This is a genomic window from Undibacterium sp. TC4M20W, from assembly GCF_049340245.1.
Lineage (GTDB): Bacteria > Pseudomonadota > Gammaproteobacteria > Burkholderiales > Burkholderiaceae_D > Undibacterium.
On sequence record NZ_JBMPPI010000026.1, the window covers coordinates 1 to 22,399 of the forward strand.

Here is a 22,399-nt window from a genome sequence, read left to right on the forward strand (position 1 = left end):
GTCTTGGCATAGCGTTCAAAGCCACCTTCGGCAAATGTTGTCTGTCTCATGGTATTTATGATTCAATGGAAAATAAGCTTATATTACCGTTTCTGAATCATTGCTCGGGGACTTAATCAGAGATTCCCTAAATCATCGCTAGAAACCTGATATCCATCAAAATATGCACGGAACATTTTCAGTATCGAGGCCAGGCGAACGCTGACATTTGAATAGAAACCGGGAAAACAAAAAAGCCCGGTAATGAACCGGGCTTTTTGAAGCTAAGCTTTGATTTGCTTCGCGAAATTTTGGGGTGACCGATGGGGTTCGAACCCACGACAACAGGAATCACAATCCTGGACTCTACCAACTGAGCTACGGCCACCACTGTATCGAGCACAAATATTGCAGTGCAAGAGAGCTACGCATTATACGAGGAATTTGGCTTGCTGGCAATAGCATTCTTGGTAATCAGGCTCATTGCCACTTAAGCCATCAACCTCACAAATCCTCGCGAAACCATGTTACGCCCTGCCGCATGCGATAGATTGATCAGAATTTACCACCACCACCCGCGCCCTCACGCTGGCGCCCCATACCGCCTTTGCGCTGTGGAGCCTCGCCGCTATCCGGGCGCTTGGCTTTAGGCGCATCTGCGGTGGTACCGGTGGTACGCAAGGATGCATTGATAAACAATTGCAAGGCCTGGCGTTGCTTGTCATCCAGCGCATCATTGAGCGTCAACACCAGTTCACGCATTTGCTTGTTTTCTTGCAAGCTAGTTTGCTCTTCCTGCTCTATCTGCGGGTTCAGCTCACGCAATTCGATATTATTTTGCTCCAGACGCAACTCCAGCTCGGATTGCAGACGGTTCCGGCGGACATCGCGCTGATGCTGCATGGACGTCAGCTTGTTTTCCGTCTGCTGCCATAGCAATTGCTGATTGGCATTCAGGTTTAATTCTTTCTTCAACTCTCCTGCTTTGGCGAGCAAACTATCCAGGCGAACTTCCATGACTGGCGTTGCGTGTGCGAGGGAGGTAAACAGGGTGAAACAAGCGGATAAAGCTATCTTGCGTAAGTTGATAGTGTGCATATCATTCCTGCCAATAAAAGTAGCGGGCATAAAAAAGCCCACGCAAATAAATGCGTAGGCGAAATCTCACTGAGGTAGTGAGTTGAAGGAGCGTGCAATGAAACATAATCAATATATTCCGACAAGAACCCAACTCCACCATGTATTACAAATTCTTACGAATACTCGCGTTTCATTTACAAATTAGCTCATGTATCAGACTTGAATTTGGCACTCTCAAGCACATTCAACCATGATCATGCAGCAGAGGCTTGGACTTCTTGGCCGCGGTCGAAGGTAGTTACACTTTTCATGGCTAACGCAGCCTCCAGCAGCAACTCTGGTTGACCAGATGCAAGCCTTTTACTGTCTGACAGTATCTGGCGGAAAACACGTGCACCGACCAGACCCATCATAAGCCCCAGCATGTGCCGGATAACCGTATTCAGGCGCAGGCCTTTGCCGCCATTGCCATACAATTCCAGTTGCTGATAGATGTAGGGAATCATGTGCTGCAGAATTTCTTCCCTGCTTTTCACCGGAGTAGCGTCGCCATAATAGCGCTCGTCAAAACTCGCCATGAAGTAAGGGTTATGATAAGCCTCGCGACCTATCATGACACCATCAACATGCTGCAAATGCAAGTCCATGTCTTGCAGGGTCTTAATGCCACCGTTGAGAATGATTTCCAGATCAGGAAATTCTTTTTTCAGGCAATAGGCATAGTCATATTTAAGCGGCGGGATTTCACGGTTTTCTCTTGGCGAGAGGCCTTTGAGTATCGCATTGCGGGCATGGACAATAAAGGTCTTGCAACCCGCATCAGCAACGGTGCCCACAAAGTCACGCATGAACTCATACGAATCGACTTCATTGATGCCTATACGGTGCTTGACCGTGACATCAATCGAGACCACGTCTTTCATCGCCTTGACGCTATCAGCAACCAGTTGCGGCTCTGCCATCAGGCAGGCACCAAATGCGCCTTTTTGCACACGTTCAGACGGGCAACCGCAATTAAGGTTGATTTCATCATAGCCCCACTGCTCACCCAGCTTGGCAGCATGCGCCAGATCAGCCAACTCACTGCCGCCTAGTTGCAGGGCAACGGGGTGTTCGCCAGGATTAAACTCAAGATGACGTTGGACATCACCATGCAAGAGTGAACCGGTTGTCACCATTTCGGTATAGAGCCAGGAGTTGCGGGTGATATGGCGGTGAAACTGGCGGCAGTGTCTGTCAGTCCAGTCCAACATGGGGGCCACAGAAACGCGGCGCGGGGGTAGTGCTTTTGTATTCACAATAAAACAAGACGGCAATTTACGATATCGTATTGTACCTTGTCATTGGGAAATCGCCTTCGAGTGATACATATACTGGCAAAGCCACGACAACAGGAAACACAATCCCCGACTCTACAAATACCATGATTTACTCAGAAATTACCCCTTGCTTACGGGCTTATGCTGCGTGCCTTCACCACGCGTCATAAATAACATACGACTTTCTGCAAACACTTTAGCCGTATGCCAGCGCCCCTTGGGCACTAATACTGCCTCACCTGCTTTCATGTGTATATGTTCAACGGTATCTTCCAGCTCAATAAGAAAATCAGCGCGACCGGATAGCAAGTACACAAATTCATCAGCCTGCGGATGCATCTCCCAGCTGGGCCAATCTGATTCGCATGTGAATTCACTGATCAGCCAATGTTTGCCGTAGGCCTCGATTTCTGCTTCGGGCAAACTCCAGAATGCGGGACCTTGCTCCAGCACAGTCGCCATGCCGTCAGCCGCCAGCGCCACATAGGTTTTTTGAGCTTCTATTTTCATGCCTGATCTCCCTGGGAGTATGGATCATCTGCAAAAGACTATATGTATGGATGGAAACCCCATATTGCCAATTGGACAATACTAACTCAATAAGTTCAATAACCAGCAGATAAGCATGGCAAGTGCCAGGCAATTGAAGATAACTGTGGCAGCAAATGCGAGCCGGAAAGAAGTTTTAATGGTTTTGTGACGAAACCACCTTTGCGCCAGCATGGCACCCGGCCAGCCACAGGCGAGGCCACACAATAATAAAGTGCGTTCAGAAATTCTTGAGTCGCGCCGCCTGGCTGCTGCCTTATCCAGGGCATACATGATGAGCGTTACGACGCTCATGCTGGCATAGATGACGACTATGAGCAGCAATTGCAGTTGCTGATCGGTGCGCACAAGGGAAAATGCTTCTGTCATTTGATCAAAAAAATCCACGTCAGCCTGGTGAGAGTATGAGAAACCGGATTATTGCAGACCAAACATCGCCAGTCCATTCTTATAGGCAATGCGCTCTGCCACATCTGCTGGTAAATCACTGAGCATACGGCGATAGAAAGCCATCAACTGCGGCACATCATCCCAACGAGACGTCACCCAGGTATCGGTGCCGAGCACGAACCGGTCAGGGTAGCGCAAAAACAGACGCTTCCATTGCGGATTGAGACCACCGTTTTGCTCAAGATCCGAGCGGAAAGACAGTTCACCAACCAGATTTGGATATTGGGCAAACATGGCCTCGACTTTATCGAGAGAAGTGCTCATGCCGGTATGCGCCCAGATCAGTTTTACGCCGGGTGCGTGATGCAAAATACGTTCTATCGCATCTTCGTCAGAATGGGCATGCAGCCACAAATCACGCGCTTTGGCCAGCCTGGCAATTTTCGCCATATAGGGCGCATCAGCATCCTTGCCAAAGATATGGAATTCACCTATGCCGCGATAGATGCCGCGTTGCAGTTCTTTTTCAACGAAGCGCTCTATCTCGGGATTGGCAAACCAGTCATGTCTGTCGGGCTGCACTCTGTAGGGACGCAGGAAAGGAATTATCTTGATGTCAGGCGCATTTTGCGCGATCAAATCCAGCGTGCCATCATTTGGCCTACTGGTCGCCAGCACGGCACGTATGCCAAGCTGACGCCACAAAGCAATAACACGCCGCGGCGACCAGGTGCTGCGTGCTTCGATGTTGTAATGCATGTGGGCATCGAATATGGGCAAGGGCTCTGCTGCTGATGCAATAGCCGACATCATGAGCAAAGAGCAGGTCAATAAGAAATTCTGTAAACGCATTTTCATAGTCATGCTCCCTTGCCAAATTTGATACTCCTTTTGAATCAAGAATACACGCTATGAATGAAGCGTCAACTCCAGAATTACAACATCCTGGCAATCAAGGCTTTTTCATGTCTGGCATCCAGCGGAATACGTACCTTATGCCCTGCCCCACCTATGATGCTCAGAGGCTGGTTATCCGCATTGCGCATCTCGGCCAGTCTGATCATTTCATTGCCATTCGGTGAAATGATTTCTATCTCATCGCCAACAGCAAAGCGGTTTTTGACTTCGACTTCTGCCCAGCCATCTGTCAGCTGCAAGACTTGCCCGACATACTGGCTGCGGTGCGCCTTTGATACACCTTCCATGTAATTTTGATGTTCTTGCGTATGATGGCGCTGATAAAAACCATCGGTATAACCGCGATTGGCGAGACCATTCAGTTGGCCCAGCAAATCAGTGTTGAATGGAAGTCCAGCCACCGCATCATCAATTGCACGTCTGTAGGTTTGAGCAGTGCGGGCGACATAGTAGATAGATTTGGTACGCCCTTCGACTTTCAGTGAATCGATACCGATTTTCGCCAGGCGCTCGACATGCTCAACGGCGCGCAAGTCTTTGGAGTTCATGATGTAGGTGCCGTGTTCATCTTCAAGTATGGGCATGAACTGGCCGGGCTTGCCGCCCTCTTCTATCAGATACGGGCGGTCAGCCAGGGGATGACGCGGCATATCGCCCATGGCAGAAAAAGATTGATTGGCTTCTTCCAGCGCTTGCTGGTAATTGAATTTGATACTTTCAACCGGGACACGCGCGAGGTCACCGATTTCATTTTCTGTCGCATTTTCGACCTTGTAATCCCAGCGACAGGAATTGGTGCAGGTACCCTGGTTAGGGTCGCGATGATTGAAATAACCGGACAACAGGCAACGCCCTGAATAAGCAATGCACAAGGCACCGTGCACAAAAACTTCCAGCTCCATATCCGGGCATTGCTGGCGTATTTCTTCTATTTCATCGAGCGATAATTCACGCGAGAGAATGACACGGGTCAGGCCCATCTTTTTCCAGAATCTGACATCGGCCCAGTTCACGGCATTCGCCTGCACCGACAGATGTACAGGCACTTCTGGCCACTTCTCACGCACCATCATGATAAGGCCAGGGTCGGCCATGATAAGCGCATCCGGCTTCATGTTGATGACCGGCTCCATGTCGCGCAGATAGGTTTTGAGTTTGCTGTTATGCGGGAAGATATTGCTGGCGACGAAGAGCAATTTACCGCGCGCATGGGCGCCGTCTATGCCTTGCTGCAGTACATCGAGAGTAGAGAATTCATTATTGCGGGCACGCAGGCTATAGCGTGGCTAGCCTGCATACACCGCATCAGCACCAAAGTCGAAAGCGGCATGCATTTTTTCCAGCGAACCGGCGGGTAGGAGAAGTTCCGGGGATTTTATTGCGTTTTTTACTGAGGAGACAGTCATGGCAGGGTAATCCGAAAAGACAAATGTTCGCGATCATAAATCCCTGCCCTGCCATTTCAAAATTTACCTTTACAAGATTTGATGCGGATCAATCACGCCGCATGTCGGTCAATTCATTGAAGACCAGTGCTGTCAGCACGATAGCTCCACCTATTATGCTGGATTGCGCAGGCACCTCACCAGCACCCAGCCATGCCCAGATCGGTGCAAGTAATACCTCCAGCAAAGACAGTAAGGATATCTCCGGTGCGGACAGGCTGTTGGATGCCTTGACCATCAGCATGCAAGGCAGGCCCAGTTGAAAAAATCCCAAAATCGCCAATATGGCAATGTCGTGCAATGAAGTATGGAATGGCCAGGCCAATGGCAGCATGATCAATGCAGACAGGCTGCCACCGACAAATACAGCTGGCACCAGATCTACTGCATGCCCACCCTTTTTCAGGATGATGACATTGATTGAAGAAGCGAACGGTATGCCGAGCGCAATCAGCATGCCAGTCAGGCCACGGCTGTCCACCCCAGTCAAACTGCCAGCAAACATCCAGCACATACCCGCACCAGCAGCAGCAATTGCCCACCAAGTGCGCGCAGGAATATGCTGGCGCAATATCAACCATGCCAGGAAGGCCGTGAACAGAGGCGTCAGGCTTTCCATGATGGAGGTATTGGCCACCGTGGTCATGGTCAGGGCTATCATGAAACAGCTATACATGGTGGCCCACATGCAACCAGACAAAAAGCCTATTCTGCCCAATAATTTAAGGCGCGGAATGAAAGCCCATTTGTATTGCCTGACCATGACACCCGCAATAAAAACAGCGGCAAAAAAACTGCGCCAGAAAGTAACTTCAAAATCACGCGCAACTTCGAGGTGACGGGTAAATACACCGGCAATACTCCACAGGGTAGCAGCACAAATCATCAGCATCACCGCTTTGCGGTGAGACATTTTATTTTGCATATGGGTCCAAATAAAAAACCCGTTTGACCCTGACCAGACTGGCTAGAGCAAAACGGGTTAATCTTCATGCGGTAGTACTAAAACACTAGCTACCGCATTAGTCAGAACAGATCACGTTAATCGCGTGATGCCTTTTTACGTTCGTGCTCTTTCAGGAAGCGCTTGCGCAGACGAATGCTCTTAGGTGTAACTTCAACCAGTTCATCATCATCAATAAACTCAACCGCGTATTCCAGGTTCAACTGAATAGGTGGAACCAGGCGTACCGCTTCATCCGTACCGGAAGAGCGAACGTTGGTCAATTGTTTGCCCTTGATCGGGTTCACGACCAGGTCATTGTCACGGGAATGGATACCGATGATCATGCCTTCATACACTGGGTCATTGTGGCTGACGAACATACGACCACGGTCCTGCAATTTCCAGATAGCGTAAGCAACTGCTGCGCCGTCATCTTGCGAGATCAGTACGCCATTGCGACGGCCACCGAGTTCGCCTTTGGAATTATCAACTGGCGCATATTCATCAAACACGTGGCTCATCAAGCCTGTACCGCGCGTCAATGTCATGAATTCGCCCTGGAAGCCGATCAGGCCACGTGCAGGAATACGGTATTCCAGACGTACACGACCTTTGCCGTCCGGTTCCATGTTTTGCAGATCGCCACGACGACGACCCAGCTCTTCCATGACACCACCCTGATTGACTTCTTCTACGTCAACTGTCAGGTTTTCATATGGCTCATGACGTACGTCACCGACCATTTTGAAGACCACGCGTGGACGGGATACTGCCAGCTCAAAGCCTTCACGACGCATGTTTTCTATCAGGATAGTCAGATGCAACTCACCACGGCCAGAAACTTCGTACGTGGAATCATCGCCTTCAGCCTGCACTACGCGCAAAGCCATGTTGGATTTCAATTCACGTTCCAGACGGTCACGGATTTGACGTGTCGTCACGAATTTACCTTCGCGGCCAGCCAGTGGGGAGCTGTTAACCATGAAGTTCATGGTCAGAGTTGGTTCATCGATTTTCAACATCGGCAAGCCATCCGGCGTATCTGGTGCGCAGATAGTGGAGCCGATACCGATTTCTTCAATACCGTTGATCAGGACGATGTCACCTGCCAATGCTTCGTCAACCAGAACGCGGTCCAGGCCTTTGAATGTCAATACTTGATTGATACGTGCCTTGGTTGGCTTGTCTTCAGGACCATTCATCCAGACTACATCTTGCAATGCCTTGACGCGGCCACGCAGGATACGGCCAACGCCGATTTTACCAACGTAGGAAGAGTATTCCAGGGAAGTGATTTGCAATTGCAGAGGACCATCTGGATCATCTTCACGCGCAGGAACGTGTTCCAGGATAGCGTCAAACAAGGGCTCCATATTGCCTTCGCGCACGGAGTCTTCCAGACCTGCATAGCCTTTGAAACCGGATGCATAAACGATAGGGAAATCGAGTTGCTCGTCAGTTGCGCCGAGTTTGTCGAACAATTCAAAAGTCGCGTTGACGGCTTTTTGTGGATCAGCGTTTTCACGGTCGATCTTGTTGACGACAACGATAGGTTTCAAACCCAGAGCCAGTGCTTTACGCGTTACAAAACGCGTTTGTGGCATTGGGCCTTCTTGTGCATCTACCAGCAACAAAACGCTGTCCACCATGGACAGAACACGTTCTACTTCACCGCCAAAGTCGGCATGGCCTGGCGTATCGACGATGTTGATGTGTGTGCCCTTGTATTCAACAGCACAGTTCTTGGACAAAATAGTGATACCGCGCTCTTTTTCGATATCATTCGAATCCATAACACGGGCATCAACCTGCTGGTTGTCGCGGAAAGTACCGGACTGACGCAATAACTGGTCAACCAGAGTGGTTTTGCCGTGATCGACGTGAGCGATAATGGCGATGTTACGAATAGCGCGTTTTGAAGTAGACATGATAGCGTTCTTATTGGGTAATTCTATGAGGTAAATCGGATAACCTGCGATTATAACATGTTGCAGCGCAAAAGTAGAAAAACTCCTATTATTTCAAGGAGTTGCTACCGCGCGATGACACAATTAATGTTCAGTGGCAATCAGGCGCTCGGGCGCGAGTATGCCGTATTCCTGTAACTGGGCAGAACCCAGCAACTGCCCGTCCGATTCACGATAGACGCGAACGCGGCCAGTTTCAATGGGTAAAACGACTTCTTCTTTATTTAATGGCAGACGCTGTCCATGCAGAAAGCGGCGAGACAGCTCATCTGTGAGATAAATCGGATCAAAGCTGGACAATAAGGCATCAACCGGGTCCAGCAATGCCAGACGTTCTGGCTCTGGCAGACTTTCGAAATACTCCAGGGTAATGGATTTCTCCAATACCAGATGACCCACACCTATACGGCGCAATTCTTTCAAATGGGCACCACAACCCAGCATTGCACCTATATCTTCACCCAGCACGCGCACATAAGTGCCCTTGCTGCATTTGACCTTCAGGCTCAGGAAAGGTGCTTCATAAGCCAGTAATTCCAGCTCATGAATGACAACACTACGCGCTTCGCGCTCCAGCGTGATACCGGCACGTGCATATTCATACAATGGCTTGCCGTCGCGCTTAAGCGCAGAATACATGGGAGGCACTTGCTGTATGGGACCGGTGAATTGCTGTAAAGCATGCTGGATTTGCTCAATGCTGACCCCTACTGGTTTTTCTTCCAGCACTTCACCTTCGGTATCTCCGGTCGTCGTTGTGACGCCCAGATGAACGACTGTAGTATAGGTTTTATCAGCCTCCAGCAAATCCTGGGAAAACTTGGTAGCTTCACCAAAGCACAAAGGCAGCAAGCCTGTGGCAAATGGATCAAGCGTACCAGTATGCCCGCCTTTGGCGGCATTCAAAAAACGCTTGGCCTTGATCAGGGCATCATTACTGGAAAAACCAACTGGTTTATCCAATAGCAATACGCCGTGTACAGGCACACGTTTTCTTTTTATCTGCGGAGTCGTCATGTTGTCAGCAGCCTGTTACCAGGCTGCGCAATGTATCGTTCAGAATTTACTCTTCGCCATCGTCTTTGGCGCGGGTGGCATTGGCTTCATCGATCAATTTCGACATCGCCATGCCACGAATGGTGGATGTGTCATGCACAAAATGCAGTTGCGGCAAGGTGTGAATGTGCAAACGCAGACCCAGTTGATTGCGCAGGAAGCCAGATGCTTTGACCAAGGCCTCAACAGTATTCTTGACGGCCACAGGATCATCTACCAACGTAGTGAAATACACTTTTGCATGGGCGTAATCGGGAGTCAACTGCACTTCAGTCAGCGTGATCATGCCTACACGCGGATCTTTTAATTCAGACCAGATGATTTCTGCCAGGTCTTTTTGAATCTGATCTGCTACACGCAGGCCACGACCGGGGATATTTTTGCTATGTTTTGCCATAATTTTCTTACATCTCCATAAACCACAACCCCGGAACTAGTCCGGGGTTATCTTGAGTTACAGAGTACGTGCTATCTCTTGTACTTCAAATATTTCAAGCTGATCGCCAACCTGAATCTCGTTGTAGCCTTTCAGTGAAAGACCGCATTCCAAACCGGCTTTGACTTCTTTGGCATCGTCTTTGTAACGCTTGAGCGAATCCAGCTCGCCTGTCCAGGTAACCACGTTGTTGCGCAGCAAACGGACAGAGGATGTACGCCTGACCACACCATCGGTAACCAGACAGCCGGCAATCGCACCAACTTTGCTGACCACGAAGACCTGTCGAATCTCGACCATACCAATGATCTGTTCGCGCTTCTCTGGAGCCAACATGCCGGACAATGCTGCTTTGACTTCATCTACTGCATCGTAAATGATGTTGTAGTAGCGAATGTCAACGCCGTTAGACTCTGCCAATTTACGGGCAGATGCATCAGCACGGGTGTTGAAGCCGATGATGACCGCTTTGGAAGCGACAGCCAGATTGACGTCGGATTCGGAAATACCACCAACTGCTGCATGTACAACTTGTACACGCACTTCGCTGGTCGACAATTTGACCAGGGATTGCACCAGCGCTTCTTGCGAACCTTGTACGTCGGTCTTGACAATGATAGGCAAGTTCTTGACTTCGCCTTCGCCCATGTTTTCGAACATGTTTTCGAGCTTGGCCGCTTGCTGTTTCGCCAGTTTGACGTCGCGGAATTTACCTTGACGGAACAAAGCGATTTCACGCGCTTTGCGTTCATCAGCCATAACCATGACTTCTTCACCGGCGGACGGCACTTCTGTCAGACCTTGAATCTCTACCGGGATGGACGGGCCAGCCTCAGAGATATTCGCGCCATTTTCATCCAGCATCGCACGGACACGGCCATAAGCTGAACCAGCCAATACCACGTCACCACGCTTCAAAGTACCGGACTGCACCAGGATAGTGGCAACAGTACCGCGACCTTTATCCAGACGCGCCTCCACGACCAGGCCTTTGGCAGGAGCATCTTTCGGTGCTTTCAATTCCAGCACTTCAGCTTGCAACAAAACATGTTCCAGCAAGGCATCTATACCCAGACCAGTTTTTGCAGATACCTGTACGAATGGTGAATCACCACCGTATTCTTCAGGCACAACGCTTTCAGCGATCAACTCTTGTGTCACGCGGTCTGCATTGGCACCCGGCTTATCAATTTTATTGATAGCAACAACCAAAGGCACGCCAGCTGCTTTCGCATGAGCAATCGCCTCTTTGGTTTGCGGCATGACGCCGTCATCTGCAGCTACAACCAGAATAACAATATCCGTCGCCTTGGCACCACGGGCACGCATCGCGGTAAACGCTTCATGGCCCGGCGTATCAAGGAAGGTGATCATGCCACGTGGTGTTTCTACGTGATAAGCACCGATATGCTGCGTAATGCCACCGGCTTCACCAGACGCGACTTTGGCGCGACGGATGTAATCCAGCAGAGATGTTTTACCATGATCAACGTGACCCATGACAGTGACTACAGGTGCACGTGGGAAGGATTCATATTCACCGTGCTCTGTCGTATCCGTCAGCATTGCCTCAGGATCATCCAGTTTTGCAGCAAAGGCTTTATGACCCATCTCTTCAACCAGGATCATTGCTGTTTCCTGATCAAGTACCTGATTGATCGTGCACATCTGGCCCAGTTTCATCAAATGCTTGATGACTTCGGAAGCCTTGACTGCCATTTTGTGTGCCAGCTCAGCCACTGTCAGGGTTTCAGGTACAAACACATCTTTGATGATGGCTTCTACCGGCACCTGGAAATTGCTTTCGCGGTCATCATGATGACTATTACGACGCCCCTTAGGGCCGCCCTTCCAGCCATCACGTCCACCGGAAGTGTCACCACGAGTTTTCAGACCGCCGCCACGTTTCTTGGCTGCGTCGTCTTGCCAGGTCGAAGACACATTGGCAGATTTGATTGCCTTCTTGTCGCCAACGGCTGGTTTTTTCTCGTCTTTTTTCTCTACTGCTGCGCCAGGCTTTTTCTCAGCTACTTTTTTATCAGCAGGCTTGTGCAAAGTACCTTCAGCAACCTTAGGTGCCACTGCAGGAGCTGGCTCTGGTGCTTTGGCCGGGCGACGAGCAGCGTTCATCATTTCTTTGATTTGCGCAACTTCGTCAGCCACAGCTTTTCTGGCTTTTTCAGTCGCAGCAGCGCGCTCAGTTGCTTCCTTGGCGTCGGCTACCGCTTTTTTCTTCGCTTCTTCTGCTTCGACACGCTTTTTATCTTCATCAGCAGCGGCTTGTGCAGTTTGAGCGGCCTGCACAGGTTTTACCTCTGCAGGTTTAGCATCTGAAGGTTTGGCGTTAGCGCTGGCATTGAGTGCCTTGGCTACAGCAGCGGCTTGCTCGGCTTTGGCTTTTTCAGCTTCAGCTTTGGCGGCCTCTGCCAACTCGGCTTCACGCATGGCTTGCGCCTGGGCTTCTTTTTCAGCTTCGAGCTTGGCCAGACGTTCCTGCTTCTCCAGCAATTCTGCTTCCTGACGTGCGATCAGCTCTGCTTCGCGACGCGCTTCTTCATCAAGACGCGCCTGCTCAGCAGCATCCACTGGTGCAGCAGCCTGCGCTTCATCTGCGGGAGCATCATCACGTTTAACGAAAGTGCGTTTTTTACGAACTTCAACCTGAATGGTACGAGACTTCCCAGTCGCATCGGCTTGCTTGATCTCGGTCGTTTCCTTACGAGTCAAGGTTATTTTTTTCTTTTCGGTGTCCGCAGAAACGCCGTGGGAACGACGCAGATGCTCCAGGAGCTTATCTTTGTCTTCCTTTGTCAGCGAATCTGACGTCGAGCTCTTACTGACGCCCGCTGCACGCAATTGCGTGAGCAGCAAATCTGCTGACATCGTTAGCTCGGTGGCAAATTGGGCTACATTGTTACTCGCCATTCAGTCCTCTTTTTCTATGTGCGCGTTATGAGATTGAAACCCGTGAATTACTTAGCTTCTACGAGTTTCCAGGCTTTGGCTAACAAAGCCTTGGCCTGATCATCATATTTAGCGTCGATGAGTTTCATCTCATCATCGGTCACATCTTCAAATGCATCTTTAATTAATTGACGGGTGCGGTCGGCAGACAATGCCAAAATCGCGCCAAATTCGTCATAAGCCAATCCAGCGAAAGCCGCCAGGGTTTTAATACCAGCCAAACCCAGCTTACCTGCCGTCACGCGGGTCATACCTTCGAGATTGACTAATTCATCTTCCATACCTTCGAGACCTTCTTCAGAAGCAATTGCCTCTGTCAACAAAGCATCACGAGCGCGGTTACGCAACTCATTGACGGTATCTTCATCAAAGGCTTCGATTTCCAGCATTTCGCTGATAGGTACGTAAGCGATTTCTTCCAGACTGGAGAAACCTTCATCTACCAGAATGTCTGCGACTTCCTGATCAACGTCGAGTTTTTCCATGAACAGGCTGCGGATGCCGGCAGTTTCTTGCTCGGCTTTATTCGCAGACTCTTCAGCAGTCATGATATTGATTTGCCAGCCTGTCAATTCAGCTGCCAGGCGAACGTTTTGTCCACTGCGGCCGATAGCAATTGCCAGATTTTCTTCATCCACTACCACGTCCATGCCGTGTTTTTCTTCATCCACCATAATGGACGAAACATTGGCTGGTGCCAGTGCGCCGATCACGAATTGCGCCGGGTCTTCAGACCACAACACGATATCAACACGCTCACCACCGAGTTCGCCAGTCACTGCCTGGACGCGTGAACCACGCATACCAACGCAAGTGCCGATAGGGTCAATACGCTTGTCAGCAGTAAACACAGCGATTTTTGCACGCACACCAGGGTCACGCGCAGCAGACTTGATGATCAGGGAACCTTGCTCGATTTCTGGCACTTCCAGTTCGAACAGTTTCATGATGAATTCTGGCGCTGTACGCGACAGGATAACTTGCGGGCCACGGGCATTGCGGTCTATGCGCAAAATGTAGGCACGGACACGGTCACCAACACGCAGATTTTCTTTAGGGATCATCTGGTCACGTGGCAGGCGCGCTTCAATCTTGCCGGACTCAACCACGGCTTCGCCGCGTTCCATACGCTTGATGGTACCTGTTACCAGGGAATCACCACGCTCCAGGAAATCAGCAAGGATTTGTTCACGTTCGGCATCACGGATACGCTGCAAAACGACTTGCTTGGTATCTTGCGCAAAACGACGGCCAAAATCGACCGATTCAATTTCTTCTTCGATGTAATCATCAACCTGAATTTCAGGATCGTCTTCCAATGCTTCAAAATGCAGAATTTCCTGATCTGGCAATTGCAGACCTGCCTCATCCGGCACTACGTGCCAGCGGCGGAAAGACCTGAATTCACCAGTATCACGGTCGATTTCTACGCGAATATCGACTTCACCGGGAAAACGTTTTTTTGTCGCTTGCGCCAAAGCATGCTCCAGCGATCCGAAAACAACCTCTTCATCGACGTTCTTTTCACGCGCCAGCACATCCACCAATAACAACAAATCACGACTCATGCTTTGCGACTCCTAAAATCCACTTGCGGCACGAGACGTGCCTTATCCACATCGGCGAGCGTAAACTCCAGCATGGCCGACCCATCTTTTACTTCAAATTCCAGCTTCAGATTTTCACCTTCAGGTTCGTGCAAGACGCCTTCGAAAGTTTTGCGATTTGGTGTGCCCGGCATGGGCATACGCAATTTCACATTGGCTTTCTCACCAGCAAAACGCACATAGTCAGCGATTTTTTTGAGCGGCCTGTCGAGGCCAGGAGAAGAAGTTTCAAGGCGGCTGTAATTGACGTTTTCCACCGTCAGCACATGCGATAACTGGTGACTGACTTTTTCGCAGTCTTCCACCGTGATATTGCCGCGCTCCAGATCTTCCGGCAAATAATCAATATAAACCCTGAACAAGCCGCGCTCGGCCTGCTCAAAATCTACCAGATCATATCCGGTACCGTTGACGGTCTTTTCTATCAAATCCAACAAAGCCAAACTTATTCTCCGAAAAACACACTGACAATTTGCAAACCGGGCAAAACCCGCTACAGGCCTGGCGATTCGGGCTATTGAGTGTTGCGCCGCAACTCACTCAACACGATATCAATCGCTAAAACCAAAAAAAAATGGGCAACTGCCCATCTTTTTTTGTAGCGCCTCGATTTTAAATTCAAATAAAGGCTAAATCTGCTAACTACAAGATTATAAACGATAAATTACCTCGTCGCAATGGAAAACGAGGTAATTTCAACACGTCCCGCTACTGCAAAACGCTTAAAACGACCGAAAAACATTATGCGCCACGTGAGCGCCTGCGCGCTGCAATTCCCTGACCTATGGCCTGACCACTACCACGGGATGTAGGGCCACGACGCTGTCCAGCATCCGGGAAACCCAATGCCGTTTGCAATGGATCTGGCTGGCGGCTACGTTTTTTGCCGTTAGCGTTGTTGGCATTGTTGCCAGCACCGTTGCCAGGTCCATTACCCGATCCATTACCTGCGCCATTACGCGGATTACCTGCGTTACCGCCAGTTTTGTTGCCGTATGCATTGTTGCCGTTAGCATTACCGCCACGACCCGCACCATATTCAGCACGCTCACTACGGCCACTAGACATAGGGAAACCGACTTGCTTCTGGCTAAATGGGCCAGTACCAAAACCAGGCGCCTTATTACCAAATGGTTTGCCGCCCTTGGTTGGCACTGCGGGTTTGTCGCCACCGGCTTTTTCCAGGCCACTCAACTTCAACAAGGCACGAACTGCATCCTCTTCCAGCTCTTCCCAGCGACCACGCTTGAGGTTGGCAGGCAGGGTCATAGCGCCATAACGGGTACGGATCAGGCGTGAAACTGTCAGGCCGACAGCCTCAAACATGCGACGCACTTCACGGTTACGGCCTTCACCAATGATGACGCGATACCATTTATTGACACCTTCACCACCACCGTCAGTGATTTTGGAGAATTGCGCCATACCATCTTCCAGCTCAACACCGGCCAGCAAACGCTGACGCATGCCTTCTTCGAGCTCACCTAGAGTACGCACAGCGTATTCACGCTCAATACCATAACGCGGATGCATCAGACGGTTTGCCAAATCACCGGATGTGGTGAACAGCAACAAACCCTCAGTGTTGTAATCCAGACGCCCTACTGCCAGCCATTTGCCAACCTTCATGCTTGGCAAACTCTCGAACACGGAAGCGCGGCCTTCTGGATCATTAGTACTGACGATTTCGCCAGCAGGCTTGTGATAAATCAGTACGCGCGGTGGTTTTTTACTGACTTTACGCATAATGGGCTTGCCATTAATACGCACCTGATCAGTAGGCAAAATTCTTTGCCCAATATGGGCTGGCTCACCATTTACAGAGACACGGCCAGCAACGATCAGCTCTTCCATATCACGACGCGAACCCAGACCTGCTTCAGCCAGTACTTTATGCAACTTAGGCGCATCATCATCTGCAGTCAGATCACGGCGCACTGGCTTGCCACGGCCCTTGCCTTTGGTATCATCAGCAACACCCGAATCAAATGCCTCTGAAGTAACAAAAGAAAACACGTCATCGGCATTATTGCCAGCACCAGGGCGACCGCCACGAGTTTGTTGCTGCGGACGCTTGGATTTGTTAGCGCCTGGCTGGCCAGCGTTTTGACGCGGGCCACGATCATTGCGGTCACCGCGATCGGTACGCTCACTGCGTTCACCACGATCTGGACGCTCTGCGCGGTCGGCACGCTCGCCACGATCAGCGCGGATTGGACGTTCAGTTTTTTCGCCGCTTTCAGTTTTTTCACTGCGCTCTGTGCGCTCCGCACGATCCGCCCTTGGCGCACGTTCTGTGCGGGGTGGACGTTCGCCGCGTGGCGGACGTTCACTACGCTCGGCTATTTGCTCAGTACGCACAACCGGCTCGGCAACTACAGGAGCTTCGGGAGCGACTGCCACATGCTCCTCGACAACTTCCACAGGCTTGGCTTTGGCGCGGCTGGCGCGTGGCGCTGCCCCAGGCTCTTTAGGAGTACGCGGCGCGCGCGGTGCACGTGCTTTTTTAACTGGCGCTTCTGCAACATCATCGGCTGATGTTGTCACCGCTACAGTTGCTACTACTGCCTCCGTAGCGCCTGCTGATTGCTCTGCATTCTCTTGCTTAGGCTTGGATCGGCTTACACCAGTACGCGGGGCACGCGCAGCGCGCTTTGCCGGCTTTGCGTCATCACCACCAGCAGGGCCATTATCATTTGCGCCCGCACCATCAGCTTGGTCAGCATTTACATCTTCAGGATTCATTGGATTCATTCTTCAGTTCTATTGAAGGCAACTGACTCGCTGCAGCGCCCGGTACACTATCCGGTGCCGCAGTATCGGCTACCTGATCACTCAATTGCGTGACAGGTTGAGAGTCTCCCCCAACCTCACTTATTTCTTCGCTAATTTCTTTGCTTATATCTTCGGTAATTTCTTTCACTGTCACTTCTGATACTTCTACACTTTTTGTTTCGCTCGCGGTCTCGACTGGCCCTTCAGCAACAATATCTGCAGCCTCATCAGTTGCATGCGGCGCGCTACCCATCACAACATCAACAGCTACAGCATCGGACTCAGCGCCAACGACCGCATCTTCTTGCAGCTCTTGCCCGGATGCATTTTTATCATCCTGTACTGTCTCAGTATGCGGTTGCTGCTGCGCATCTTGTGAATTTTGTGAATCTTGAATTTCTTGCGGCAATGACTCTAATTCAGCATCTGCAAGTACCTTTACCTCTGCGATATCCGCTGACTCTTGCGCGAGTTCATTGCTTGCATCCACCATTGCTGCCGGCTCAGCATGCTCAGCATGCTCAGCATCAAGGGTATCCGCATCTTGCAAAACCACATCCGCTGCTTGCTCAGAAACAGTTTCGCCATCAGTTACAGGCTCCGCCACCAATGCATCGGCCTCAACAGCGGCAAACATTCCACCATCCAGAGCCGCCAATTCAGGAACCAGCTCCTCTTCAGCATCCCGTTTCACTTGCTGCAGAGGCGGCAACTGATCCAACGAAGACAGACCCAGATCATCCAAAAACTGCTTGGTAGTGGCGAACAAGGATGGGCGGCCTGGCACATCCCTGTGGCCTATGGATTCTATCCAGCCACGGTCTTCCAGAGTTTTAATCATCTGCGACGCCACGGTCACGCCACGAATTTCTTCTATGTCGCCGCGCGTCACCGGCTGGCGATAAGCAATAATCGCCAGGGTTTCCAGCGTTGCTCTTGAATACTTTGGTGGCTTTTCCGGGTTCAGCCTGTCTATATAGGCGCGCATCTCGGGCTTGCTTTGAAAGCGCCAGCCAGTAGATAAAGCCACCAGCTCTATGCCCTTGTCGGACCAGTCCTGACGCAAGCCTTCCAGCATCAGTTTGATAGTATCTGCGCCGACCACATCACCTTGATCATCCGCATCCTGGAACAGCTTTTTCATCGTATTGACTGTCAGCGGCTCTGGCGCGCATAACAAGGCTGTTTCGAGGACTCGTTTTGCCTCAGCAGTATTCATGCAATATTAAAGTACACGGGTTTATTTAGTTGATGTCATGCAACAAGACAACTGATACCTCAGTTACCATTTCGCTATTGTTCACATCAGTTTTGTATTAAATTTGTTGCCACCAACCTGGCAGCAACGCCCCTTATGCGGGCGGCTGGGACTGCATGGAGCGCGCAAAGAACTTAGCAGCGCACAATCCCTAAAATTAGTAGACACTGGATTGTAGTCCAGAAATTCGCAGACGATCAAAAAATATCGTCAACAAACAATAAAAAAGCCACGCTAAAACGTGGCTTAACTCATTATTTCCGTCTGCAAGCGGAAAATCAAGCACATTAACCGCTCGCATCCCCACTTCTGCCATTTCTGAACCCAAACCGGAAAGCCAACCACAAGCCCTCCAACAACATCTTGCATATGATTGCAAGAGGACGAGAGTACCATGCATTCAGAAAGTCCGTACAGGAAAATCTGGACAGATTGCATGCGACTTAAGTAAAACAAAGATTAAATTGCATTTACATTAACAACATTAAATAAGATTTTATGAAACAATGGCCAATGATTTTCAATCAAACTGATGACAAGCCATGTGCTTCATGACCATCCTGAGCACCAGTTCAGACTCCGATCTTTCTCTTGCCAGCAATGAGCTGATTCAGTTCGCAAAAAAGCTACCTGGCATTCCAGAAGAAAAATATCTACGCTTCGAACATAAATGGTTCCTTGCCTCAAATGCCGGATGCAGTTGCAATTTCAGGCATTTATCTGACGACAGCATAGAGCTCGGATTTGGCGAACCAGAAGCATGGTTTGAAGAAGATCACGATACTATTGAAGCAACACGTCAAATTGCAGCAAACATACGCATACTGATACAACAAGGCGCACATGTAGATTGCTTTGATGCATGGGCACATGGACAAAGCGATGCAGCAGCGCCCGTCGGCGACATTGAAGTCGATCTGACCGAGGTCAGCGACGCCGCATTCCGCTTTTTTGGGGAATACCGATTTACTTTCACGATCAAGCCTTAAGCTGACTGCCGCGCATAACTGACCGTCAGCATTTCCCACTGGTGACCATCAGGCTCATTCCAGTAAATTATGTTCCCGCCATAATCAGTATTGATTCGCATATCTACAGGCCCGCGCACAGAGCTGCGATAAGAAATGCCAGCCCGCTTGATACGCCCGAGTATGTCATCAAACGTCTGCTGGCTGACGCGAAAACAAAAATGATAAACAGGGAAGTCCTCGTCAGTCTGGATGAAGTCCAGCGTCAAGCCTTCGTTCACAAATACCGGGGCAAACGGACCCAAGGCTGTCGGCGACCAAGGCACACCCAGCAATTCAGCCAACAGTTTTGCCGAAGCCAGCTTGTCGCGCGAAGGGACAATAGTGTGATCGAGTTCGATATTCACGGCATTTCTCCTTGCCACATCAGATTCAGGATTTACAATAATAGTTTGCATTTTACTTATTTTATAAAATCAGGAAAATATGCAAAAATTGGTTGAATTTGCAATAAATTGCAATTTTTGCATAAAACATACACTTTGATTTTTCACGTGGACTTCAATCAAAGATGATGCGTAAAATGCAATTCAATGCCATTAAAGCAAGCAACATCTGTACATCGTTACCTTGGCAAGAAACCTGATATCTCGCATTAGCAATTGCCAGCAAACTTGCCACACCATTTTTTGAATTACTGTCTTCAAGGACGACCCGCTTCAGCCGCCGCTCATTGTCAATCGCATCCGACCAGCAGCACAGCCTTTCAGGGGATAAAAAATGTTTATTGCAAACCTCAAAATCAGTCAACGCCTGTATTCAGGTTTTGGCTTAGTTATCTTGATGCTGATCGCCGTTGTTGCCATAGGTGCTTCCCGCCTGACTTTACTCGACAGCGAAATTAACCTGACCGTCAATGATCGCTATCAAAAAATATATGTACTGAACGACGCTATCAAAAACCTGAATCTACAAGCCAGAAATTTGCGCAATATCTTGCTCATGAGCGACGAAGCTGAAATTAAAAAGGAAATCGACAGCGTACAAAAGTCTTCTCAGGTTATTACCAGCGAACTCGATAAACTGATCCCCACCATACGCAACCCAAAAGCCAAGGAATTACTCAGGCTCACCATAGAGCAGCGCGCACAATACATTCCCGTCAGAGACAAAATGATCAAGCTCGTGACGGATGGCAACAAAGATGAAGCAAAAGATTTTTTGTTTAAGGAAGTCCGCCCCAAACAACTCAGCTACCTGGAAGCGATGGAATCACTCATCAAGTTTCAAGAGGGATTGATGGCGGAGTCAGCCATAGAAACGAAGGAAACAGCTGAATCGGCGACTCAACTGATGATCGCTACCGGCATACTTGCAGCTATCATCAGCAGCTTTATCGCCTGGTCAATCACAAGGCGCATAGTCACTCCACTCAATAGTGCAGTAGAGATCGCCAAAACCGTCGCCAGTGGTAATTTGACCAGTGATATCGATGTTACTGGCAAAGATGAAATGGGTTCCCTGCTGCGCGCCCTGGCATTGATGAACAACAACCTGATAGACATCGTCGGACAAATACGCAGTGGTACGGACACGATAGCCACCGCATCCACACAAATCGCATCAGGCAATCAGGATCTTTCCGCACGCACGGAAAAGCAGGCGAGCGCACTGGAAGAAACCGCGTCATCCATGGAAGAACTCACGAGTGCCGTCAAGCAAAATTCCGATAACGCCCTTGAAGCCAATCAGCTTGCGAAAAATGCGTCTGAAGTAGCGGTCAAAGGGGGCAATGTCGTCACACGGGTGGTCGATACCATGTCATCCATCAGCGAATCATCCAGGAAGATTGTCGATATCATCAGCGTCATTGATGGCATCGCCTTCCAGACAAATATTCTGGCACTGAACGCCGCCGTCGAAGCAGCGCGCGCTGGCGAGCAAGGCCGGGGGTTTGCCGTGGTTGCCACTGAGGTACGCAATCTTGCCCAGCGCTCTGCAACCGCAGCAAAAGAGATCAAACTCCTCATCGATACCTCTGTAGAAAAGGTCAATGCAGGAACTCAGCTTGTTGATGAAGCCGGGCTAACCATGAGTGAAGTTGTCAGCAGCGTCAGACATGTAACCCATATCATTGCAGAAATAAGCTCCGCCAGCGCAGAACAGACTGCCGGCATAGAACAAATCAACCGGGCCATTGTGGAACTGGACAATACCACCCAGCAAAACTCTGCCCTCGTAGAAGAAATAGCCGCCGCCGCCGAATCCCTGCAGGATCAGGCAAGAAGACAAGCCGATGTCGTCAGCGTATTCAAAACCGACGACAACACACCTGCCACCGCCGCCAGATTACACAATATTTCCGAACACCCAAAAGCCGCAAGGCAAACGAATGCACGACAAGTCATTCCGCTACAGATATCTGCGTCAGCAAGAGAGAAATAAGCATCGGAGAGAACGATGGGAGAAGAAGCGAAAAAAGAAGAACGCAGAAAAGCAAAAAGTCCTTGATCATTTCTGATCAAGGACTTGAATACTTGGTTGCGGGGGCAGGATTTGAACCTACGACCTTCGGGTTATGAGCCCGACGAGCTGCCAGACTGCTCCACCCCGCGTCTGAAGAATGAAACTATACATGATTTTGCTGCTCAGCGCAATTCTTTTATAGGACATGGACTTTTGCCGCGCTTTTACGGACAGGTGTTACACTCTGCAGATTCGCCAATTTTGACTCTTTTTTGC

Annotated in this window: 17 protein-coding genes, 2 tRNA genes and 1 pseudogene; 2 read left to right on the plus strand and 18 right to left on the minus strand. The window is 49.9% G+C overall.

What is annotated here, in order from left to right:
• Positions 1–291: 291 nt before the first annotated feature.
• The 16 genes and pseudogenes from ACO0LL_RS23440 to scpB form a co-directional block, all read right to left on the minus strand.
• Positions 292–367 (minus strand) — tRNA-His (locus tag ACO0LL_RS23440).
• A gap of 167 nt (positions 368–534) precedes the next feature.
• Positions 535–1,077, minus strand: coding sequence for a hypothetical protein (locus ACO0LL_RS23445; RefSeq protein ID WP_422953228.1), 543 nt, complete (start codon positions 1,075–1,077; stop codon positions 535–537).
• A 236-nt stretch (positions 1,078–1,313) separates the two neighbouring features.
• A complete protein-coding gene (gene dusA / locus ACO0LL_RS23450; RefSeq protein WP_422953229.1) occupies positions 1,314–2,357 on the minus strand; it encodes a tRNA dihydrouridine(20/20a) synthase DusA in 1,044 nt (347 codons plus the stop codon).
• 141 nt (positions 2,358–2,498) lie between these two features.
• Positions 2,499–2,888, minus strand: a complete 390-nt coding sequence (locus tag ACO0LL_RS23455) for a cupin domain-containing protein (RefSeq protein ID WP_422953230.1) — start codon at positions 2,886–2,888, stop codon at positions 2,499–2,501.
• Positions 2,889–2,969: 81 nt separating this feature from the next.
• A complete protein-coding gene (locus ACO0LL_RS23460) occupies positions 2,970–3,296 on the minus strand; it encodes a DUF1294 domain-containing protein (protein ID WP_422953231.1) in 327 nt (108 codons plus the stop codon).
• 48 nt (positions 3,297–3,344) lie between these two features.
• Positions 3,345–4,175 carry an amidohydrolase family protein gene (locus ACO0LL_RS23465; protein ID WP_422953232.1) on the minus strand — a complete coding sequence of 277 codons (831 nt, stop codon included), beginning with the start codon at positions 4,173–4,175 and terminating at the stop codon, positions 3,345–3,347.
• 77 nt (positions 4,176–4,252) lie between these two features.
• Positions 4,253–5,641 (minus strand): annotated as a pseudogene (yegQ, locus tag ACO0LL_RS23470) (tRNA 5-hydroxyuridine modification protein YegQ).
• An 88-nt stretch (positions 5,642–5,729) separates the two neighbouring features.
• Positions 5,730–6,593: a DMT family transporter gene (locus ACO0LL_RS23475; protein ID WP_422953233.1), complete on the minus strand. Its 864-nt coding sequence runs from the start codon at positions 6,591–6,593 to the stop codon at positions 5,730–5,732.
• A gap of 128 nt (positions 6,594–6,721) precedes the next feature.
• Positions 6,722–8,554: a translational GTPase TypA gene (gene typA / locus ACO0LL_RS23480; protein ID WP_422953234.1), complete on the minus strand. Its 1,833-nt coding sequence runs from the start codon at positions 8,552–8,554 to the stop codon at positions 6,722–6,724.
• Between the two features lie 123 nt (positions 8,555–8,677).
• Complete coding sequence (gene truB / locus ACO0LL_RS23485) at positions 8,678–9,610, minus strand: tRNA pseudouridine(55) synthase TruB (protein WP_422953235.1); 933 nt, start codon at positions 9,608–9,610, stop codon at positions 8,678–8,680.
• Between the two features lie 46 nt (positions 9,611–9,656).
• Positions 9,657–10,046 (minus strand): 30S ribosome-binding factor RbfA, encoded by a 390-nt coding sequence (gene rbfA / locus ACO0LL_RS23490; RefSeq protein ID WP_422953236.1) that lies wholly within the window; start codon positions 10,044–10,046, stop codon positions 9,657–9,659.
• Positions 10,047–10,103: 57 nt separating this feature from the next.
• The gene (gene infB, locus ACO0LL_RS23495; RefSeq protein ID WP_422953237.1) at positions 10,104–13,010 is read right to left on the minus strand and encodes a translation initiation factor IF-2; all 2,907 of its coding nucleotides are present in this window, start codon (positions 13,008–13,010) and stop codon (positions 10,104–10,106) included.
• A gap of 47 nt (positions 13,011–13,057) precedes the next feature.
• Positions 13,058–14,617, minus strand: a complete 1,560-nt coding sequence (gene nusA, locus ACO0LL_RS23500) for a transcription termination factor NusA (protein WP_422953238.1) — start codon at positions 14,615–14,617, stop codon at positions 13,058–13,060.
• Positions 14,614–15,099, minus strand: a complete 486-nt coding sequence (gene rimP / locus ACO0LL_RS23505; protein WP_422953239.1) for a ribosome maturation factor RimP — start codon at positions 15,097–15,099, stop codon at positions 14,614–14,616. The genes nusA and rimP overlap by 4 nt, the downstream gene beginning before the upstream one ends.
• Positions 15,100–15,397: 298 nt before the next feature.
• A complete protein-coding gene (locus ACO0LL_RS23510) occupies positions 15,398–17,401 on the minus strand; it encodes a pseudouridine synthase (protein ID WP_422953240.1) in 2,004 nt (667 codons plus the stop codon).
• The gene (gene scpB / locus ACO0LL_RS23515; RefSeq protein WP_422953241.1) at positions 17,391–18,650 is read right to left on the minus strand and encodes an SMC-Scp complex subunit ScpB; all 1,260 of its coding nucleotides are present in this window, start codon (positions 18,648–18,650) and stop codon (positions 17,391–17,393) included. Before scpB ends, ACO0LL_RS23510 begins: the two co-directional genes overlap by 11 nt.
• A gap of 590 nt (positions 18,651–19,240) precedes the next feature.
• Between scpB and ACO0LL_RS23520 the strand changes: the two genes are divergently transcribed.
• Positions 19,241–19,678 carry a hypothetical protein gene (locus tag ACO0LL_RS23520; RefSeq protein WP_422953242.1) on the plus strand — a complete coding sequence of 146 codons (438 nt, stop codon included), beginning with the start codon at positions 19,241–19,243 and terminating at the stop codon, positions 19,676–19,678.
• On the opposite strand, the gene ACO0LL_RS23525 is transcribed toward ACO0LL_RS23520, so the two are convergent.
• A complete protein-coding gene (locus ACO0LL_RS23525; RefSeq protein WP_422953243.1) occupies positions 19,675–20,064 on the minus strand; it encodes a VOC family protein in 390 nt (129 codons plus the stop codon). The two genes, ACO0LL_RS23520 and ACO0LL_RS23525, sit on opposite strands and share 4 nt — an antisense overlap.
• 373 nt (positions 20,065–20,437) lie before the next feature.
• Between ACO0LL_RS23525 and ACO0LL_RS23530 the strand changes: the two genes are divergently transcribed.
• The gene (locus ACO0LL_RS23530; protein WP_422953244.1) at positions 20,438–22,102 is read left to right on the plus strand and encodes a methyl-accepting chemotaxis protein; all 1,665 of its coding nucleotides are present in this window, start codon (positions 20,438–20,440) and stop codon (positions 22,100–22,102) included.
• A 93-nt stretch (positions 22,103–22,195) separates the two neighbouring features.
• Here ACO0LL_RS23530 and ACO0LL_RS23535 read toward each other — a convergent pair.
• Positions 22,196–22,272 (minus strand) — tRNA-Met (locus tag ACO0LL_RS23535).
• Positions 22,273–22,399 lie beyond the last annotated feature (127 nt).

Excerpts from the sequence above, each read along its gene's own strand:
- ACO0LL_RS23510 (WP_422953240.1), bottom strand. The coding sequence starts at position 17,401 with ATGAATCCTGAAGATGTAAATGCTGACCAAGCTGATGGTGCGGGCGCA.
- infB (WP_422953237.1), bottom strand. The coding sequence starts at position 13,010 with ATGGCGAGTAACAATGTAGCCCAATTTGCCACCGAGCTAACGATGTCA.
- truB (WP_422953235.1), bottom strand. The coding sequence starts at position 9,610 with ATGACGACTCCGCAGATAAAAAGAAAACGTGTGCCTGTACACGGCGTA.
- typA (WP_422953234.1), bottom strand. The coding sequence starts at position 8,554 with ATGTCTACTTCAAAACGCGCTATTCGTAACATCGCCATTATCGCTCAC.
- scpB (WP_422953241.1), bottom strand. The coding sequence starts at position 18,650 with ATGAATACTGCTGAGGCAAAACGAGTCCTCGAAACAGCCTTGTTATGC.
- ACO0LL_RS23530 (WP_422953244.1), top strand. The coding sequence starts at position 20,438 with ATGTTTATTGCAAACCTCAAAATCAGTCAACGCCTGTATTCAGGTTTT.
- ACO0LL_RS23465 (WP_422953232.1), bottom strand. The coding sequence starts at position 4,175 with ATGAAAATGCGTTTACAGAATTTCTTATTGACCTGCTCTTTGCTCATG.
- ACO0LL_RS23445 (WP_422953228.1), bottom strand. The coding sequence starts at position 1,077 with ATGCACACTATCAACTTACGCAAGATAGCTTTATCCGCTTGTTTCACC.
- nusA (WP_422953238.1), bottom strand. The coding sequence starts at position 14,617 with ATGAGTCGTGATTTGTTGTTATTGGTGGATGTGCTGGCGCGTGAAAAG.
- ACO0LL_RS23455 (WP_422953230.1), bottom strand. The coding sequence starts at position 2,888 with ATGAAAATAGAAGCTCAAAAAACCTATGTGGCGCTGGCGGCTGACGGC.
- ACO0LL_RS23475 (WP_422953233.1), bottom strand. The coding sequence starts at position 6,593 with ATGTCTCACCGCAAAGCGGTGATGCTGATGATTTGTGCTGCTACCCTG.
- ACO0LL_RS23520 (WP_422953242.1), top strand. The coding sequence starts at position 19,241 with ATGACCATCCTGAGCACCAGTTCAGACTCCGATCTTTCTCTTGCCAGC.
- ACO0LL_RS23460 (WP_422953231.1), bottom strand. The coding sequence starts at position 3,296 with ATGACAGAAGCATTTTCCCTTGTGCGCACCGATCAGCAACTGCAATTG.
- rbfA (WP_422953236.1), bottom strand. The coding sequence starts at position 10,046 with ATGGCAAAACATAGCAAAAATATCCCCGGTCGTGGCCTGCGTGTAGCA.